Origin of the sequence: Streptomyces sp. G45, from assembly GCF_049542095.1 — a bacterium.
GTDB lineage: Bacteria > Actinomycetota > Actinomycetes > Streptomycetales > Streptomycetaceae > Streptomyces.
Window position 1 is genome coordinate 8,817,928 of the sequence record NZ_JBMUZU010000001.1, and the last position, 17,228, is coordinate 8,835,155.

The window sequence follows — 17,228 nt, forward strand, 5'->3', positions numbered from 1 at the left end:
CTGCGGGGGTGGGGCGGTGGTTCAGCCGCCGAGGGACTGGCGCACGCTGAGCGGGGTGATGTCGGTCCACACCTCGCTGATGTGGGCGAGGCAGTCCTCCCGCGGGCCCGTGAATCCGGTGTCGGTCCAGCCGGGCGGCAATTCCTGGTCCACGGGCCAGATCGAGTACTGCTCTTCGTGGTTCACCACGACACGGTGACGCATGGGCCGTCCTCCCTTTTCGCTGGGGTCCGCTGGGTCCGCTGAGGTTCGCTGTGGTCCGCTGTGGGGAAAGGAGTGTTCTTTCGGGAATCCGCTGCGGGAATTTCTCAGACGATGTCGCTCAGGGGGTGTTTGGCAGTCGCTCAGTGGTCGCTTGGGGCGCCACGCGTGGCACGGCCGGGGGCCGGACTTCCGAAGATCGGGCGGGGTGCGTACGCGGAAGCCGTACCGACGCGGAGTGCGGAGCGGGCAATCTTGTGCGCCGGATGTGCCCGGTCCCGTTGACGGCGGGCACCCGTGGGCGCGGTCGAAGGGAATGCGAGAGGCCGAGGCGAATGCGGTGGGGGAGCGTCACGCCGTGACGGCGTGGGCCGCCCGCTTTTCCAGCCTGCCTCCTCGGACCTTTTGTCCTGCCCGTGCCGCGGCCCGTTTTCCCGGGCCGCTCGAAACGCGCTCACATCACGTCGCTCGCCGCGTTCCACCGCGCCATCAGTTCCAGTTCCTCGTCCGTGACGAGGGATATGTCTGACACACGCGCCGTGGGGTCGTCCGCCACCGCCGTGACGAAATTCAGCAGGTGCTCGGTGAACCACTCCATCGTCGTACGGTCGAAGAGGTCCACGGCGTAGACGACCCGGCCCGTGAGCCCCGCCCCGTGGTCCTGGACGTGACACTCCAGGTCGAAGCGGGTGCTGGCGGCCTCGCCCGCGAACCCCTCGACCTCCAGGCCCGTCAGGCGCAGCGCGCCGGGCTCCGTGCCCGTCTCGCCGGTCAGCAGGTTGAACAGCACCTGCACCAGCGGGGAGCGGCCGAGTTCCCTGGTCGGCGCCACGTGCTCGACCAGCTGGTCGAAGGGCAGCTCCTGGTGGTTCATCCCCTCAAGGACGGTCTCGCGGACGCGGGCGACGAGGTCCACGAACGGCGGGTCGTCGTCCAGGCGGGCCCGCAGCGGCAGGGTGTGCGCGAAGAAGCCGATCACGTTCTCCAGCTCACGGCGGTCGCGCCCGGCCACGGGCACCCCGACGAGCAGGTCGTCCATCGCCGCGTGGCGGCCGAGCACGGCCTGGTAGGCGGCGAGCACCACCACGAACAGGCTGGCGCTGTGGGCGCGGGCGAGGTCCCGCAGCCGGTCCGCCGTGGCGGCGGGCACCTCGAAGGCCACCGCGCCGGCGCGGTGCGAGGGCACCTCGGGGCGCGGGTGGTCGCCGGGCAGCTCCAGCACGTGCGGGGCGCCGTCCAACTCGGCGCGCCAGTGCTCCAGGTGGCCCCGCAGCCGCTCGGCGGTGAGGTGGGCGTGCTGCCAGGCGGCGAAGTCGGCGTACTGGAGCGGGGGTTCCGGCAGGTCGGGGGCGCGGCCCGCGCGCAGCGCGGCGTAGCACTCGGACAGCTCCCGCAGGAAGACGCCGAGGGACCAGCCGTCGAAGGCGATGTGGTGCACGGTCACGAGCAGGACGTGGTCGTCCGGCGCGAGGCGCAGCAGCCGGGCCCGCAGCGGGGAGCCCCCGGCGAGGTCGAAGGCGCCGTGCGTCTCCTCGTCGAGGATCGCGCGGGCCCGCGCCTCGGGGTCGTCCGCCGCGCTCAGGTCCTCGAAGGCGAGCGGGGGACAGGTGTCCTCGACGAGCTGGTAGGGCTCGCCCTTGTCGGCGGGGTAGCGGGTGCGCAGCGCCTCGTGGCGGCGGACGACGGCGGCGAGGGCGGCGTCCAGGGTGGCGTGGTGCACCTCGCCGCGCAGACGGTGGGCCAGCGGGATCGTGTAGGCGGCGCTGCCGGGCTGGAGGCGGTCGATGAACCAGATGCGGCGCTGCCCGAAGGAGAGTTCGGGGCGCTCGGCGCGGCGGGCCTTGGCCAGGGAGCCGGTCCTGCGCGCCCGCCCGGCCAGGCGGCGGCGCAGCAGCTCCTCTCGGTCGCCCTTCACGTCCCCTCCTCTGCGCGCGGCGCGTCAGGGAAGAGGCCGCCCGGGCGGTGTTTTCCTCGCAACGTAGAAAACTCCCAGGAAGATGGTCACGAACCCCTAGGGAAAGCACTGTTTAGGGTGCCCCGGCAGATCATCGGGGCCATGAGCGCCTGTCATCGGATCACTGTCGTGAGATCACTTTCATGGCATCACTGTCATGGGATCAAAAAACCGGCACGTCGCTCGGTTCGGGCCGGTGACGGTGAGAAGTCCGGGCAAGAATCATCAAGTTGTCGATACATCCGGCGTGTTTGCGCCGGTTTCCACGAGGATCGCTTGCTGAGAAGGACTACTTGCTTACAGTTGGCGTGACAGCTCGGCCATTCTGTGCAGTTGCCAGCAACACTGTCAACAGGACACCAGTAAACGGAGGTTAACCCTCCAGATTAAGTGTTCAAGTCATGGCAGACCGGACCTCTTCGTGCGAGAGCGCACCTTGCTGTCGCCCTTGGATGAGACCAAGTTCACCCTGTCGCCCCCGGCCCGACGAAGACGGCGCCCTCAGGGAAAGCGCCACGCTTGACAGCCTTTCACGGACTGGTCCAAGCTTTCGTGGTCCCGTGATCAACACCGACTTCCGCGGCGAGGTTTCGGAGTCGGAAGCCCCACATCACCACCCGCTGGTACGGCTCGCCCCCCTTATCACGCAGGACCCACGCCGGGCCGGGCGCGGCACATTCGGCCCCCGGTCGCGGCGAGTTCGCTACGCACCTCGCTCCACCTCCCTGTTCCCCCTCCTCGTCGCTCCTCGTCACTCCACGTCGCTCCTCCGCACCGGTCGCCGGAAGACGCCGTCGCGAAGGGCGACGCGAAGGGCGACACGCACGCGAAGGGCAGCAGAGAACGTCAAGGCCGCGCACAGAACCCGAACCGACGAGGAGGGTGTCCCGCCATGAAGGGCTATCCCGCTGACCCGGATCCCTATCCGAACTACCGCTGGCTGCGGGAGAACGCCCCCGCCTGCCCCATGGGCGGCGACACCGACGCGGACTCCACCTGCTTCGTCACCTCCTACGACCTGGTGCGCGCGGGACTGCTCGACTCCCGGCTCAGCGCCGACCCGCGCAACGCCGCGGGCGCCGACCCCCTCGCCCCCGCCGACCGCAGCGTCCTGGACACCGACCCGCCGGACCACGGGCGGCTGCGCCGGGTCGTCAACCCCGCGTTCAGCCTCAGCGCCGTCGACGCCCTGCGCCCCGGGATCGCCCGCGCCTGCCGGGAGGCGATCGCCGCGTTCGCCGGGCGCGGCCGGGCCGATCTGATGGCCGAGTACGGACTGGTCGTCCCCGTGGCCGTGATCCACGACATCCTCGGCGTGCCCCCCGAGGAGCGCGCGGACCCGGCGGAGTTCCTGCACCGCTTCTGGTGGGCGGCCGCGGCCCGCGAACCGGACCCGGAGGCCGCCGCGTTCGTGGAGGAGTACGTCACCGGCATCATCGACCACAAGCGCGCCCACCCCGGCAACGACGTGACCACCGCGCTGCTCCGCGCCCTCGACACCGGGGAGCTGCGCGACGAGTCCGAGCTGCGCGGCATGGTCACCGCCGTCCTGGGAGCCGGGCACATCACCACGGTCCCGCTGGTGTCCGCGGGCATCGTGCGGATGCTCCAGCACCCCGAGCAGCTGGCGCGGGCGACGGCGGACCCGGAGCGCTGGCCGGACGTCGTGGAGGAACTGCTGCGGTACGACTCGGTCATCCAGGTCGCCAACAACCGCTACGCCCTGGAGGACATGGCCGTCGGCGACGTGCCCGTGCCCAAGGGCGGCACGGTCCTGCTGTCGTTCGCCGCCGCCAACCGCGACCCGGCGCGCTTCGCCGACCCCGACGTCTTCGACATGGACCGGCCCCGCGGCGGCCACCTCGCCTTCGGGCACGGCACCCACTTCTGCCTGGGGGCGCACCTCGGCCGGGCCGAGGCGGAGATCGCCCTGCGGACACTGTTCGAGGAACTGGGGGACATACGGTCCGACATCCCCCTGGAGGAGGTCGTGTGGAGCTTCGGCCCCCTGCTGCGCGGCCCGGCGGCCATCCCGGCGACCTTCACGCCGAAGGAGCGCGCATGAACGGCACGACCCCCGTCGTATCCTTCGCGGACCGCCCCACCGTCGTCGCCCGGTTCGAGGACCGCGTACGCCGCCACCCCGACGCCCCCGCCCTGATCAGCGGCGCCGAACGACTGTCGTACGCGGAGCTGAACGCGCGCGCCAACCGCGTCGCCGCGGGCCTGCGGGCCCGGGGCGTGCGCGCCGAGTCCCGCGTCGGACTCTGCCTGGAGCGCACCGCCGACCTGCCGGTGACCCTGCTCGGCATCGCCAAGTCGGGCGCCGCGTACGTCGCGCTCGACCCGCAGCACCCGCGCGAGCGCCTGGCCCTGCTCGCCGACAGCTCCGGTGCCGCCTGCGTCGTCACCGAGCCCGACGCGACCGCCGACTGGCCGGTCCCGGCGGTGACCGTCAAGGAACTCTCCGGCGCGCCCGGCGCCCTGGACACGGACCCGCCGCTCGCCGCCGGTCCCGGCAACGCCCTGTACGCCGTGTTCACCTCCGGCTCCACCGGGCGCCCCAAAGCGGTGGTGATGGAGCACGGACCCACCGCCCGCCTGATGGAGTGGACCAGCCGCCGCTACCGCCTCGACGGCGTGGTGCTCCAGTACTTCCCCGTCACGTCCGACGTGTGCGGCTACGAACTCCTGTCCGCCTGGTGGTCCGGCGGCTGCGTGGTCCTCGCCGAGGAGACCGACCGCTTCGACGTCACCGCCCTCGCCGAACTGATCCGGCGCCACCAGGTGGACACCGTGCTGCTGCCCGGCGCCGTCCTGGAGGAACTGGCCCGGCACGCCCGGCGCCACCCCGCGAGCGTGGCGAGCGTCCGCCAGATCGTGACGACCGGCGACCGGCTGACCGTCGGCGAGCACCTGCGGGCGATGTGCGCGGACCTCGGCGACGGACTCGTCCTCGACAACCAGTGGGGCTCCACCGAGGTCAACGTCGTCACGGCGCTGCGCCTCCAGGCCCCGCCCGACGACTGGCCCACCACGCCGTCCATCGGCTCACCCGTGTCCGGCGGCAAGATCCACGTACTCGACGAGCGGCTGCGCAGGGTGCCGGTCAACGTGCCCGGGGACCTGTACGTCGGCGGCGGCCAGCTCGCGCGCGGCTACCTGGGCCGCCCGGACCTGACGGCCGCCGCGTTCCTGCCCGACCCGTTCACGGACACCCCGGGCGGGCGCATGTACCGCACGGGCGACCGGGGGCGGTGGCGGCCCGACGGGACCCTGGAGTTCCTGGGGCGCGCCGACTTCCAGCTGAAGATCCACGGCTACCGCGTGGAGCCGGGCGAGATCGAGGGCGTGCTGCGCGACCACCCGGCCGTGGCCCGGGCCGCCGTCACCGCCCGCACCACGGACGCCGGGGCCCGCCTCACCGCGTACGCCGCGCCCCCGGCGGGCGAGGAACTGCCCACCGCCGACGCGCTCCTGGACTTCCTGCGCGCCCGGCTGCCGCACCACATGGTGCCGCACGCCTGCGTCGTCCTGGAGCGGCTGCCGTCCACCGCGACCGGCAAGGTCGACCGCAAGGCCCTGCCGGAGCCCCGCGACGAGCGGCACGAGCCCGCGCCGCCCCGGGACGAGACGGACCGCCGGATCATCGCCATGTGGGAGGAGGTCCTGGGGCGCACCGGCATCCGCCTCCACGACAACTTCTTCGACCTGGGCGGCCACTCGCTGCTCATCCCGCAGGTCGTGCTGCGCGTCAACCGCGCGTTCGGCGTCTCGCTGTCGCTGCGCACGCTGTTCCGCTCGCAGACCGCGCGGGCGCTCGCGGACGAGGTGCGGGCGGCCCGCGAGGCGACCACCACGACCGCCGCCACCGCCGCCCCCGCGACGGCCCCCCAGGCGACCCCCTCCGCCACCCCCACCGCCCAGGAGGCCCCCGATGGACGTCGTTGACCGGTTCCACCGGCAGGTGGAACTCACCCCCGACGCCGTGGCCGTCGTCGGCGACGACGGCCACCGCACCACCTACCGCGCCCTGGACGCCCGCGCCAACCGCCTCGCCCACCAGCTGCGCGCCCGCGGAATCGGCGCGGAGGACGTCGTCGGCTGCTGCCTGCCGCGCGGCGTGGAGGCGATCACCGGACTCCTGGCGATCATGAAGGCCGGTGGTGTCTACCTGCCGCTCGACGGAACCTATCCGCACGACCGGCTCGCCCGCCTGGTCGCCGTGTCCGGGGCGCGCCTCGTCCTCGGACCGGAAGGCTTCGGCGCGCCCTCGCTGCTGCCCGACCTCTCCGGCCCGCCCGGACCCGGGACCGACGCCGAGTCCGCCACCCCGCCCGAGCGGCACGCGTCGCCGGACCGGCTGCTGTGCGTGATCTTCACCTCCGGCTCCACCGGGCGGCCCAAAGGCATCGGCCTGCCCGCCCGGACGCTCGCCAACGTCGCGGACTGGGCCCTGCGCGTCCCCAACCCCCGCGTCTGCGCCCAGTTCTGCTCCCTCGGCTTCGACATGTCCCTCCAGGAGGTCTTCGGCGCGCTGCTCGCGGGCGGCAGCCTCGTCACGGTGACCGAGGAGCGGCGCAAGGACCCCTTCCTGCTGCTCGACCTGCTCGCCCGCGAGCAGGTCGAGCGGCTCTACCTCTCGCCGAGCTTCCTGCGCCAGCTCGCGGGCGCCCACCTGAGCGCGCCCGACCGGCCCCGGCTCGCCCTGCGCGAGATCATCGCGGCGGGCGAACCCCTGCGGGTCACCGAGGAGGTGCGCCGCTTCCTCGCCGAGACCGGCGCCACCCTGGAGAACCAGTACGGGCCCTCGGAGACCCACCAGGCCACCGCCAACCCCCTGCCCGGCCCCGCCTCCGACTGGCCCGCCGACCCCGCCCTCGGCGCCCCCATCACCGACGTCACCGTCCACCTCCTCGACGACCGGCTGCGCCCCGTCGACGAGGGCGAGGTGTACATCGGCGGGCGCGGCGTCGCCCGCGGCTACGTCGGTCAGCCCGGCCTGACCGCCGAGCGGTTCGTGCCCGACCCGTTCGCCGCCGCGCCCGGCGCGCGCATGTACCGCACCGGCGACCGCGCCCAGCGCACCCCGCGGGGCCTGGCGTTCGTCGGGCGCGTCGACGACCAGGTCAAGGTGCGCGGCTTCCGCGTCGAGCCCGCCGAGGTCGAGGCGGCCCTCGCCGGACACCCCCGGGTGCGCGAGGCCGCGGTGCTCGCGCGCCGCACCCCCGAGGGCGCCTGGCGCCTCGACGGCTACGCGGTCGCCACGGAGAGCCCCGCCGCGCTGCGCGCCTACCTCAGCGAGCGGCTGCCCGAGCACATGGTCCCCGCCACGCTCCAGGCCCTGGAGAAACTGCCCCTCAACCAGAACGGCAAGGTCGACCGGACCGCCCTGCCCGCTCCGGACGACCTGCGCCCCCAGACGCCGTACACCGCGCCCGACAACGACCAGGAACGCATCCTGTGCGACGTGTTCGCCGACGTCCTGGACGTCAAACGGGTCGGCGTCGACGACGACTTCATGGAGCTGGGCGGCAACTCGCTGCTCGCGGCCCGCGTCGTCACCCGCGTCTTCACCGAGTTCGGTGTGCGCCTGCCGGTCAGCCTGGTGTTCCGGGAGGCGACGGTGCGCGCGCTCGCCCGGGCCGTCGAGGACGCCATCCTCGCGGAGATCGAAGGGCTCGACCCGGCGGAGGTCGACGCCCTGATCGCACCGGAGCGCGACACATGAGCACCGCCGCCCGAAGACCCGGGGCCGCCGGAGGATCCGGCCACCGCACGGCCGCGGCCCGCACCCGGGCCCACGTCACCGCTCACGTCACCACGGGGAGGCGCCCATGCGCGTCGGAGTGCTGATCCTGCCCGCGCAGTCCTGGAGCGAGTCCGCCGCGCACTGGCGGGCCGTCGACGCCATGGGCTTCGACCACGCCTGGACGCACGACCACATCGGGTGGCGCGACCTGCTCGACCAGACCTGGTACGCGGCCCTGCCCACGCTCACCGCGGCGGCCGCCGTCACCAGCCGCGTGCGCCTCGGCACCCTGGTGTGCACGCCCAACTACCGGCACCCCGTCACGCTCGCCAAAGAGGCCGTCGCCCTGGACGACATCTCCGAAGGGCGCATGATCCTCGGCATCGGGGCGGGCGTCGACGGCCCCGACGCCCGGGTGCTCGGCGAGCCCCCGCTGGACGCCCGCACCCGGACGGCCAGGTTCGCCGAGTTCACCGAACTGACGGACCGTCTGCTGCGCCAGGACGTCACGGACTTCACCGGGCGGCACTACCGCGCCGAAGCCGCCCGGATGATCCCCGGCTGCCGCCAGCGGCCCCGCCTGCCGCTCGCGGTCGCCGCCACCGGGCCCCGCGTCATGCGCACCGCCGCACGCCACGCCGACATCTGGATCACCAACGGCACCTCCCCGAAGCCGGGCCTGCGCGCCGCCGTAGTGGACACCGCCATCGTGCGCGAGCAGCTGGAACGGTTCGACGAGGCGTGCGCGCGCGAGGGCCGCGACCCGGCGGAGGTCGACCGGCTCGTCTACCACGGCGACCGCACGCACTCCGCGCTGACGTCCGCCGACGCGTTCGCCGAACTCGCCGGGCGCTACGCCGAACTCGGCGTCACCGACCTCGTCGTGCCGTTCCCGCGCACCGCCCCGCCGCACCAGGCCGACCCCGCCGTCCTCGAACGGATCGCCACCGACGTCCTGCCCGCGCTGCGGGCGCGGCACCGAACAGAAGGGTAAGTCCCATGTCCGACGCCCACCCGGAACACCTCGGCACCGTCCGCAACGCGCTCACCCACTACCACGCCGGTGTGCTGGCCGCCGCCCGCCGCCTCACCGAACTGCGCGACCCCGCCGCCCCGCCCCCGGTGCCGCTGGCCCCGCCGGAGCCCGACGCGGCGTACACCCGCTTCACCGACGTCACCGACCTCGTCCTGTCCCGGCTCGACGAGGAGCTGTACCTGCTCGACCTGATGCGCAGCCCCGGCACCCGCACCACCAAGGCGTTCGCGTCCCTGACCATGGTGGCGCGCGCGGTGGCGCACATCCGCCGCACCGGCGAGCGCGTCATCTTCCTCACGCCGACCTCCGGCAACAAGGGCAGCGCCCTGCGCGACGCCGTCGCCCGCGCCTACGCCACCGGCTTCGCGACCCCCGACGAACTGCGCGTCGTCATGGTCGCGCCCGCCGCGTCCACCGCCAAGCTGCGTGGCGGCCCCCTCTCCGACGACCCCGCCCTGCGCGCCGCCAACCCGCTGGCCCTGGCCGACGTCGACACGCCCGCCGGAGTGAAGGACCTCGCCAAGGACGTCGTCGACCACTACGCCGATGACGCCCTCGCGGGCACCGGATTCCGCTGCTGGTACACCCTCGACCTCGACAACTACCGCGTCGCGGACTCCGTGCGCGCCTACGCCGAGGCCGAACTCCTGCCCCTCACCGAGGACTCCGCGCCCCGCTGGCACGCGCACGCCGTCTCCAGCGCCTACGGACTGCTCGGCTACCACCTCGGCCACCGGATACTCACCGACGGCCACTACCCGGACCTGCCCGCACCCGCCCGCCACCCCGGCTTCTTCCTCGTGCAGCAGCTCGCCACGCCCGACATGGTGGTCAGCGCCCTCGGCCGCGCCGTGCCGCACTACACCCGCGACGGCGAGACCGGCCCCTGGCGGCAGTCCGGCGACGACGCGGCGTTCCCCGCCGTCACCGACGACCCCGCCGAGGTCATCGACCCGACGTTCTACACCAAGAACCCCGTCACCTCACGCGAGATGGACCCGCTGATCCACCAGCACGGCGGCGGCGGGATCGTGGTGTCGCGGCGCGAGTGCCTCGACCGCTTCGACCGGGTCCGCGACCTCGCCGCCCGCGCGGGCCTCACCATCGTCGAGGACCCCGCGCGGATCCGCGAGTGGTCCCTGGTCAAGGCGCTCACCGGCATCCTGGTCGGCCGCGAGCGCGGCCTGATCCCCCCGGGCACCGACGTCGTCCTGCACGCCTCCGGCTACTACACCGACGACACCATCCCCCCGCTGCCCGTCGAGCACACCGAACCGGTGCGCACCGCACCGGAGCTGGCCAAGCTCCTCACCGCAGCGGCGAGTGCATGACGGCGACCGAGGACCGGCGCCCGAGCCGGACCGGCGACCACACCGGCGGCGGGCCCGCCCGCCGCCGGGCCGAGGAGTGGCGCTACCGCTGGCACAACAGCACCGACCCCCGGCTCGTGCGCCTGCACCACGCCGTCGACACCTGCGCCGCCCTGCGCCCCGAGGTCACGGTCTCCCACCCCGAGGGTGCCGACGCCGGTGCGCTCACCCTCGCCTACGCCGGGATCGGCGCCGGACTCGACCACGTGCTGCCCTTCCTGGAGGAGCGGCGCGGCCCCACCGCGCGCCGCGAGAGCCGCCGCACCACCTGGGCGGACCTCGCCGCGCGCGGAGTGCCCGAGGCGGACCTGCTCGCCGTGGGCTGCCCCGCGGGCCGGACGTTCCGCCCGCCCGCGGCACAGCCCACCGTCGTGGCGCCCTTCCGCGTCGGCCTGGTCGTGCCCCTGGACACCGCACCGGTCACCTCCCGCCTGTCCCGCAAGGCCCGCCAGCAGTACCAGCGCGAACAGCGGGCCCTGGACCGCGACCTCGAAGTGGCCACCGCACACGCCGACTTCACCTACTTCTACGACCGGATGCACCGGCCCACCATGAGCCGCAGGCACGGCGCCGCCACCCGCTCCGTGCCCCGCGCGGCCGCCTGGCACAGCCTGTTCCGGCACGGCGTGCTGTTCTTCCTGCGCGAGCACGGCGAGCGCGTCGCGGGCATGCTCTGCCGCCTGGAGCCCGACACGCTCGTCCTGCGGCTCGCGGGCGTCCTCGACGGCTCCGAGGACCGCTACCGCTCCGGCACCTACGTCGCCCTCTACGTGGCGATCCTGGAGTGGGCCCAGCGCGCGGGCCTCGCCCGCGTCGACCTGTCCGGCGCCGAGCCCTTCCTCAGCAAGGGCATCGTCCAGTTCAAACGCAAGCTCCACCCGCACATCGCGCCGCCCGCCAACCACTTCACGGGCAAACGGCTGTGGCTGTGCGTCCGCCGGGACACCCCGGCCGTGCGGGACTTCCTGGTCGCCAACCCCGTCCTCGCCCTGGAGCGGGACGGGCTGCGCGCCACGTACTTCCACGACCGCGAGCGGCCGCCGCGCACGGCCCTGCAGTGGCGCACGGGCGGTGTCCTGGGCGCCACCGAGGTCGATCTCGACGTGTTCCTGAAAGGACTGCCATGTGCGGAATCGCGGGCTGGGTCGGCTTCGCCCGGAACCTGAGGACGGAGCGGCCCACCATCGAGGCCATGACGGCGACGCTCAGCAGGCGCGGCCCCGACGCCGGTGACGTCTGGACCGCCCCGCACGCGGCGCTCGGCCACCGCAGGCTCTCCGTCGTCGACCTGGAGGGCGGACGGCAGCCCATGCGGGCCGAACGCACCCCGGGCGGGCCGCCCGTCGTCCTCACCTACAGCGGCGAGGTCTACAACTACCGTGCCCTGCGCGCCCAGTTGCGCTCCCGAGGGCACCGCTTCACCACCGCGTCCGACACCGAGGTGGTGCTGCGCGCCTACCTGGAGTGGGGCGCGGGCTTCGTCGACCACCTCGTCGGCATGTACGCCTTCGGCATCTGGGACGCCGAGCGCGAAGAACTGCTCCTGGTCCGCGACCGGCTCGGCGTGAAGCCCCTCTACTACCACCCGCGCCCCGACGGCGTCCTGTTCGCCTCCGAGCCGAAGGCGCTCCTCGCCCACCCGGAGTTCCGGGCCCGCACCCGCCTGGAGTCGCTCCCCGTCCTGTTCAACCCCCGGCTGCTGATGCCGGGCGAGACCGCCCTGACCGACCTGTACCAGGTCCCGCCCGGACACCTGGTCCGCGTCGACCGCTCCGGCACGCACTCCACCCCGTACTGGCGGCTCGTCAGCCGCGAGCACACCGACGACGAGGCCACCACCGCGAGCCACGTCCGCGACCTGCTCACCGGCATCGTCTCCGAGCAACTCGTCGCCGACGTGCCCACCTGCACCCTGCTGTCCGGCGGACTCGACTCCAGCGCGGTCACCGCGCTCGCCGCCGCCGAACGGCCCGACCTGGCCACGTACTCGATGGACTTCCAGGACGCCGCGGCGGACTTCCGGTCCACCCCGCTGCGCCCGGAGCGCGACGCGCCGTTCGCGCACGCCGCCGCCGCGCACCTGGGCACCGACCACACCGAGGTCCTCCTGGACCCGGCCCGCCTCGCGGACGCCGTGCCGGACGCGCTCGCCGCGCGCGACCTGCCCACGCTCGGCCAGTTCGACACCTCCATGTACCTGCTGTTCGCGCGGATCCGGGAGCGCTTCACCGTGGCCCTGTCCGGGGAGGCCGCGGACGAGGTGTTCGGCGGCTACCCCTGGTTCTTCGACCCGGCGACCGTCCGCGCCGACACCTTCCCCTGGCTGGGCAACGGCCCCCGGCTCACCGACTGCCTCGCCCCCGACGTGCGCGCCCGGGTAAGGCCCGAGGACGACGAGCACGACCGCTACACCACGCTCCTGGCCCGCGTGCCCCGCCTGGACGGCGAGTCGGGCCTTGAGGCACGCATGCGCGAGGTGCTCCACCTGAGCCTCCAGGGCCCGCTCTGCTACCTCCTGGACCGCAAGGACCGCATGAGCATGGCCGTGGGCCTTGAGGTGCGGGTGCCGTTCTGCGACCACCGGCTCCTCGAGTACGTCTGGAACGTGCCCTGGAAGATGAAGACCGGCGACGGCCGCGAGAAGAGCGTGCTGCGCGCCGCCGTCGCCGACCTGCTGCCCGAGGGCATCCTCCAGCGGCGCAAGAGCGCCTACCCGGCGACGTTCTCACCCGCCCACGGCGAGCGGGTCCGCGGCGAGCTGGACGCGCTCCTCGCCGACCCCGCCTCGCCGCTGGCCCCGCTGCTCGACGCGGACGCGGTACGGCGCCTCGGCGGGCGCAGCGGGCCGATGATGGCCGTCGCCGACACGCTGCACCTGCTGCTTCCGCTGATCGAGGTGGACCGCTGGATGCGGGCCTACGACGTCGTGGTGGAGTGACCGGCGAGCGTGTCCGCCCGGTCGAGGTGGTCGCGCAGACCGAGCAGCTCCCACCGCTGGAGCGCGAGCGGCACATTGCCCTCCTGCCACAGACGGCGGTGGAAGGCGGCCAGGTCCAGATCGCCGGGCAGCTGCGCGAGCAGCTCGTTGATCTGGGCCTTGCCCACCTGGTAGCTCAGCGCCTGGCCCGGGTTCCCGGCGAAGAACACCGCCTCCTCCCAGGCCGTCGCCCGGTCGCCGAGGACCGCATCCAGCCGGTCCGCGGCCTCCTCGATGGTCAGCTCGCCCGCCGCGAGGCCCACGTCGACCTCCGCGCGCCGCGCCCGCAGCCGCAGGAACCCGGCGATCATCAGCGCGCTGTGCGGGGCGTCGTCGAACAGGCCCGCCGACAGCAGCAGCTCCTCCTGGTGGAAGGCGACGCCCTCGTTGGGCGTGGAGTCGTAGAACCTCCGCCGTACGGGGTTGGGGTGCTCCCACGCCAGGGCGAGCTGCTGGGCGTGCACCCCCTCGTGGCAGATGCCGAGCCGCGGGTCGAGCGCGTCCGCGTACGGGAAGTACGGCAGACCGGGTCCCGGCTCGGGGACGTACCGCACGGCCTGCGCGCGGGGCCGGGTGATCGAGGTGAGGTCGTCGCACACGCCGAGCCAGGTCAGCGGCGCCAGCTGGGCGGGCATCGGCACGAACCGGTAGGGCCGCAGGTCCTCGGGGGCGTCGAAGAGGCCGCGCTCGGCGAGGAAGGCGCGCATCTCCCGCTCGGCGGCCTCCTGGCGGGCGATCTGCTCGGCCGCCGTCCGGGGCAGCGCGGCGGGCGGCAGGTCGCGGTGGCGGGCCCGCAGCACCCGCTCCAGGACCGTGGCCCGGTCCCACTCCTGCCGGGCCAGCTCCCGGATGCGCTCCGGCCGGTGGGGGAGCAGCGCCACCCGGTGCAGCAGCACGTCCAGGCCGTCGCCGGTGGTCACGCGGTCCGCGAAGCCGCCGTCGGCCTCGGCCAGCCACTCCCGGTAGCCGACGAGCGCCCGCACGGCCGTCTCGGTGGCCTCGGGCAGCGCGCCCGCCTCCGGGGCGGGCAGCAGCGGCGCCAGCGCCCGCATGCTCGCCGTCAACCGCTCCGGTACGCGGTCGAGTTTGCGCACGGCCGAGCGGGCGAACGGCCGCTCCGCGTGCCCCGTGAGGTGCTGCCGCGCGTGGCGCAGCGTCTCGGGCACCCGGCGCAGATGCCGCAGCACCGCGTCGGCGCGCTCCCCGGTGAACGGCCGCTGGTCGAGCAGCACGCAGTACAGCGGGCCCAGCGTCTGGTCGACGTAGAAGCACGGGTTGCGCTGCCAGCCGCGCTGCTGGTCCAGCTCCCAGCGGGCCCGCGCCACGGCCGAGCCGAGCAGCCGGGCGTCCACGCCGTCCGGGAGCCGCGCCAGCTCCCGCTCGAACTCGCCGAGGACGCGGCCCCGTTCGGCGACGGCGGCCGGTGACCAGTCGGCCACCCACCCCGGGGGCCGCTCCACCCTCGGCAGGTCGTCCCCGGAGTCGGGCTGGGTCTCCTCCCGCCAGGCCCAGAACCTCTTGGCCAGACTGGCCAGATCGACGGTCCCGTTCACGGTCCTCCTCTCCCCGGTCACCCGGCGGCCGGTCAGCGGATCTTGGCTCCGTACACCTTCTCGACGGTCAGGGTCAGCAGCACCCGGCGGTCGGAGACCATCACCGAGCGGTACTCGTCCCAGTCCGGGTGCTCCCCGGCGGCGGCGCGGTAGTAGTCCACGAGCGCGTCCACCTCCGGGCCGTGCGGGTCGGTGCCGGGACCGCGCAGGGAGACGGTGCCCTCGGCGGTGGCCCAGGCCCAGCCGTCGGGCCGGGTGACTTCGAGGGCGGCCCGCGGATCGCGGCGCAGGTTGGCCGTCTTCACCAGGCCCTCCCGGGTGGAGACGTACAGCAGACCGGCGTCGCGGTCGTAGAAGGGCGTGACGGGGGAGAGGTGGGGGCGCCCGTCGGCCTTGAGGGTGGCGAGGACGCCGAGACGGGACTCGGCGAGCAGGGCATGCGGGTCGAACGCGGTGGTGGCCATGCCTGTGGGCAAGTCCCGTGGAGCGCCGTGTATTCCCGCACGGGCGCGGTCGGCCGCTCGCGGCCGCGTACGCTGGCGGGGTGGGGAACGTGTTCGGCGGCGGCGGGCTGAGCCTCGACCTGTCCAACGGCGCGACGGACGTGTTCGTCGACGCCCTGGCCCTCGCGGTCTCCGAACTCGCCGACCACGAGTGGGACTTCCGCTTCGCGGCGCTCCTGACCTGGCAGAACCAGGACGTGCTGGGCCGGGGCTTCGTCGGCTTCGACCTGGAGGACGTCGACTGGGGCGCCACGCCCCCGGAGCGGGCGCGGGCCAAGGACTTCGTGCTGCGCGCCACCGCGCTGGCGAGGGCGGGCCACCGCCGGGCCGAGCTGGGCTACGAGGCGCCGTTCGCCGACGGCTACCTGGACCGGTTCCGGGCCATGGTCGAGTCCTTCGAGCCGTCCGCGCACACCCCGCCCGCCGGGCGCTTCCCGTCGGCCGACGAAGGCGCGGTGGCCTCCTGCGTGCGGCACCGGGTGCTGAGCGCGCTGCCGCACTGGCAGGGGTGCTTCCTGTGCACCCGGCGATAGCGCCGGGGACAGCACCCTGTTGCGGCACCCCCCTCCGCCGGTGCCGTCACACCACCTCGCCCCGGCCCCGCAGGACCCGCTCAACCCCCGCGCACTGTCGGCGGTCTCGGTACACAGGTGGATCAGCGCAGACGAGCGTGAGGAGTACGGCATGGCACTACGGAACGGGACGAAGACCGGCGTGGTGGGGATCGCGGCGGCCGCGGTGGCGGCCACCGCGTTCGTGGCGCCCGCCCAGGCGGTGTCCGGGGCGCCGTCGGAGCGGTCCGGGCACCGGGCCACGCAGCGCGCGATGGACGCCGCCGTCCGGGCGGGCGTCCCCGGCGTCACGGCGCACGCACGGGACGCCGACGGCGCCTGGAGGGCCGCCTCCGGCGTGGGCGACCTGACGAAGGGCACGCCCCGAGGCAAGGACGACAAGTTCCGCGTCGCCAGCATCACCAAGACGTTCGTGGCGACCGTCCTGCTCCAGATGGAGGCGGAGGGACGGCTCGACCTCGACGACACCGTGGAGCGCCATCTGCCCGGCGTCGTCCGGGGCAACGGCAACGACGGCCGGAAGATCAAGGTCCGGCAGCTCCTCAACCACACCAGCGGCCTGTTCGACTACCTGGACGACCCCGAGTACCGCCGCACCTACCTGGAGGGCGACGGGTTCCTCAGACACCGCTACGACACCCTGCCGCCCGAGAAGCAGATCAAGGTGGCGCTGTCCCACCGGCCCGACTTCACCCCCGGCGCCCGGCACGCGTACTCCAACACCAACTACATCCTGGCGGCGCTGATCATCGAGAAGCTCGGCGAGGGCACATACGAGGACGAGGTCCGCGCGCGCATCATCAGACCCCTGGGCCTGAAGAACACCTCCAACCCCGGCAACAGCATCCACCTGCCCCAGCCCAGCAGCCGCGCCTACTCCAAGCTCTTCCCGGCGCGGCCGGACCGCGTCGACGACGTCACCGAGCTGAACGGCTCGCAGGGCTGGGCCGACGGCGACATCATCTCCACCGCGGGCGACCTCACCCGGTTCTACCGGGCCCTGCTGCGCGGCAAGCTCCTGAAGCCGAAGCAGCTGAAGGAGATGACGACCACCGTGGACACGCCCGGCGAGTCGTACAAGGCCTACGGGCTCGGCATCGCACGCCTCAAGACGAGCTGCGGCACGACGCTCTGGGGCCACGCCGGAGGGATGGCCGGGACGCTCTCCCTGGCCGTGTCCACCGCCGACGGCCGCCACCAGCTCGCGTACAACTTCAACGGCGACTGGGACGCGTCACCCATGATGAAGATCCTCGACGCCGAGTACTGCCGCTCCTGAGCGCCGGGCGCACGCGGCTCGCACCACCCGG

The 17,228-nt window shown here is 73.8% G+C and carries 13 protein-coding genes; 9 read left to right on the forward strand and 4 right to left on the reverse strand.

The window, feature by feature from the left end; all coding sequences use genetic code 11:
• Positions 1 to 21 precede the first annotated feature (21 nt).
• Both ACOBQU_RS37490 and ACOBQU_RS37495 read right to left on the reverse strand, forming a co-directional pair.
• A complete protein-coding gene (locus ACOBQU_RS37490; protein ID WP_423633708.1) occupies positions 22 to 204 on the reverse strand; it encodes an MbtH family protein in 183 nt (60 codons plus the stop codon).
• Between the two features lie 451 nt (positions 205 to 655).
• Positions 656 to 2,116, reverse strand: a complete 1,461-nt coding sequence (locus ACOBQU_RS37495) for a condensation domain-containing protein (RefSeq protein WP_423633710.1) — start codon at positions 2,114 to 2,116, stop codon at positions 656 to 658.
• Between the two features lie 931 nt (positions 2,117 to 3,047).
• On the opposite strand from ACOBQU_RS37495, the gene ACOBQU_RS37500 reads away from it, so the two are divergent.
• From ACOBQU_RS37500 to asnB, 7 genes are all read left to right on the forward strand, one after another.
• Complete coding sequence (locus ACOBQU_RS37500) at positions 3,048 to 4,220, forward strand: cytochrome P450 family protein (RefSeq protein WP_423633712.1); 1,173 nt, start codon at positions 3,048 to 3,050, stop codon at positions 4,218 to 4,220.
• The gene (locus ACOBQU_RS37505; RefSeq protein ID WP_423633714.1) at positions 4,217 to 6,106 is read left to right on the forward strand and encodes a non-ribosomal peptide synthetase; all 1,890 of its coding nucleotides are present in this window, start codon (positions 4,217 to 4,219) and stop codon (positions 6,104 to 6,106) included. The genes ACOBQU_RS37500 and ACOBQU_RS37505 overlap by 4 nt, the downstream gene beginning before the upstream one ends.
• On the forward strand, positions 6,093 to 7,886 hold the full coding sequence (locus ACOBQU_RS37510) for a non-ribosomal peptide synthetase (protein WP_423633716.1): 1,794 nt from the start codon (positions 6,093 to 6,095) through the stop codon (positions 7,884 to 7,886). Before ACOBQU_RS37505 ends, ACOBQU_RS37510 begins: the two co-directional genes overlap by 14 nt.
• Positions 7,887 to 7,992: 106 nt before the next feature.
• On the forward strand, positions 7,993 to 8,901 hold the full coding sequence (locus tag ACOBQU_RS37515; RefSeq protein WP_423633717.1) for an LLM class flavin-dependent oxidoreductase: 909 nt from the start codon (positions 7,993 to 7,995) through the stop codon (positions 8,899 to 8,901).
• Between the two features lie 5 nt (positions 8,902 to 8,906).
• Entirely contained in the window at positions 8,907 to 10,274 is a 1,368-nt protein-coding gene (locus ACOBQU_RS37520; RefSeq protein WP_423633719.1) for a DUF6002 family protein, read from the forward strand.
• The gene (locus ACOBQU_RS37525) at positions 10,271 to 11,479 is read left to right on the forward strand and encodes a GNAT family N-acetyltransferase (protein WP_423633721.1); all 1,209 of its coding nucleotides are present in this window, start codon (positions 10,271 to 10,273) and stop codon (positions 11,477 to 11,479) included. The genes ACOBQU_RS37520 and ACOBQU_RS37525 overlap by 4 nt, the downstream gene beginning before the upstream one ends.
• Positions 11,437 to 13,251, forward strand: coding sequence for an asparagine synthase (glutamine-hydrolyzing) (asnB, locus tag ACOBQU_RS37530; protein ID WP_423633723.1), 1,815 nt, complete (start codon positions 11,437 to 11,439; stop codon positions 13,249 to 13,251). The genes ACOBQU_RS37525 and asnB overlap by 43 nt, the downstream gene beginning before the upstream one ends.
• Here the strand turns inward: asnB and ACOBQU_RS37535 are convergent.
• Positions 13,230 to 14,843, reverse strand: coding sequence for a DUF885 family protein (locus tag ACOBQU_RS37535; protein ID WP_423633725.1), 1,614 nt, complete (start codon positions 14,841 to 14,843; stop codon positions 13,230 to 13,232). The two genes, asnB and ACOBQU_RS37535, sit on opposite strands and share 22 nt — an antisense overlap.
• A gap of 32 nt (positions 14,844 to 14,875) precedes the next feature.
• Complete coding sequence (locus ACOBQU_RS37540) at positions 14,876 to 15,307, reverse strand: PPOX class F420-dependent oxidoreductase (RefSeq protein ID WP_423633727.1); 432 nt, start codon at positions 15,305 to 15,307, stop codon at positions 14,876 to 14,878.
• An 80-nt stretch (positions 15,308 to 15,387) separates the two neighbouring features.
• On the opposite strand from ACOBQU_RS37540, the gene ACOBQU_RS37545 reads away from it, so the two are divergent.
• Entirely contained in the window at positions 15,388 to 15,879 is a 492-nt protein-coding gene (locus tag ACOBQU_RS37545) for a hypothetical protein (RefSeq protein ID WP_423633729.1), read from the forward strand.
• A 151-nt stretch (positions 15,880 to 16,030) separates the two neighbouring features.
• Positions 16,031 to 17,197, forward strand: a complete 1,167-nt coding sequence (locus ACOBQU_RS37550) for a serine hydrolase domain-containing protein (RefSeq protein ID WP_423633731.1) — start codon at positions 16,031 to 16,033, stop codon at positions 17,195 to 17,197.
• The last annotated feature ends 31 nt before the right edge of the window (positions 17,198 to 17,228 follow it).

Coding starts and splice junctions, on each gene's coding strand:
- ACOBQU_RS37505 (WP_423633714.1), top strand. CDS start 4,217: ATGAACGGCACGACCCCCGTCGTATCCTTCGCGGACCGCCCCACCGTC.
- ACOBQU_RS37550 (WP_423633731.1), top strand. CDS start 16,031: ATGGCACTACGGAACGGGACGAAGACCGGCGTGGTGGGGATCGCGGCG.
- asnB (WP_423633723.1), top strand. CDS start 11,437: ATGTGCGGAATCGCGGGCTGGGTCGGCTTCGCCCGGAACCTGAGGACG.
- ACOBQU_RS37540 (WP_423633727.1), bottom strand. CDS start 15,307: ATGGCCACCACCGCGTTCGACCCGCATGCCCTGCTCGCCGAGTCCCGT.
- ACOBQU_RS37510 (WP_423633716.1), top strand. CDS start 6,093: ATGGACGTCGTTGACCGGTTCCACCGGCAGGTGGAACTCACCCCCGAC.
- ACOBQU_RS37515 (WP_423633717.1), top strand. CDS start 7,993: ATGCGCGTCGGAGTGCTGATCCTGCCCGCGCAGTCCTGGAGCGAGTCC.
- ACOBQU_RS37500 (WP_423633712.1), top strand. CDS start 3,048: ATGAAGGGCTATCCCGCTGACCCGGATCCCTATCCGAACTACCGCTGG.
- ACOBQU_RS37520 (WP_423633719.1), top strand. CDS start 8,907: ATGTCCGACGCCCACCCGGAACACCTCGGCACCGTCCGCAACGCGCTC.
- ACOBQU_RS37525 (WP_423633721.1), top strand. CDS start 10,271: ATGACGGCGACCGAGGACCGGCGCCCGAGCCGGACCGGCGACCACACC.
- ACOBQU_RS37490 (WP_423633708.1), bottom strand. CDS start 204: ATGCGTCACCGTGTCGTGGTGAACCACGAAGAGCAGTACTCGATCTGG.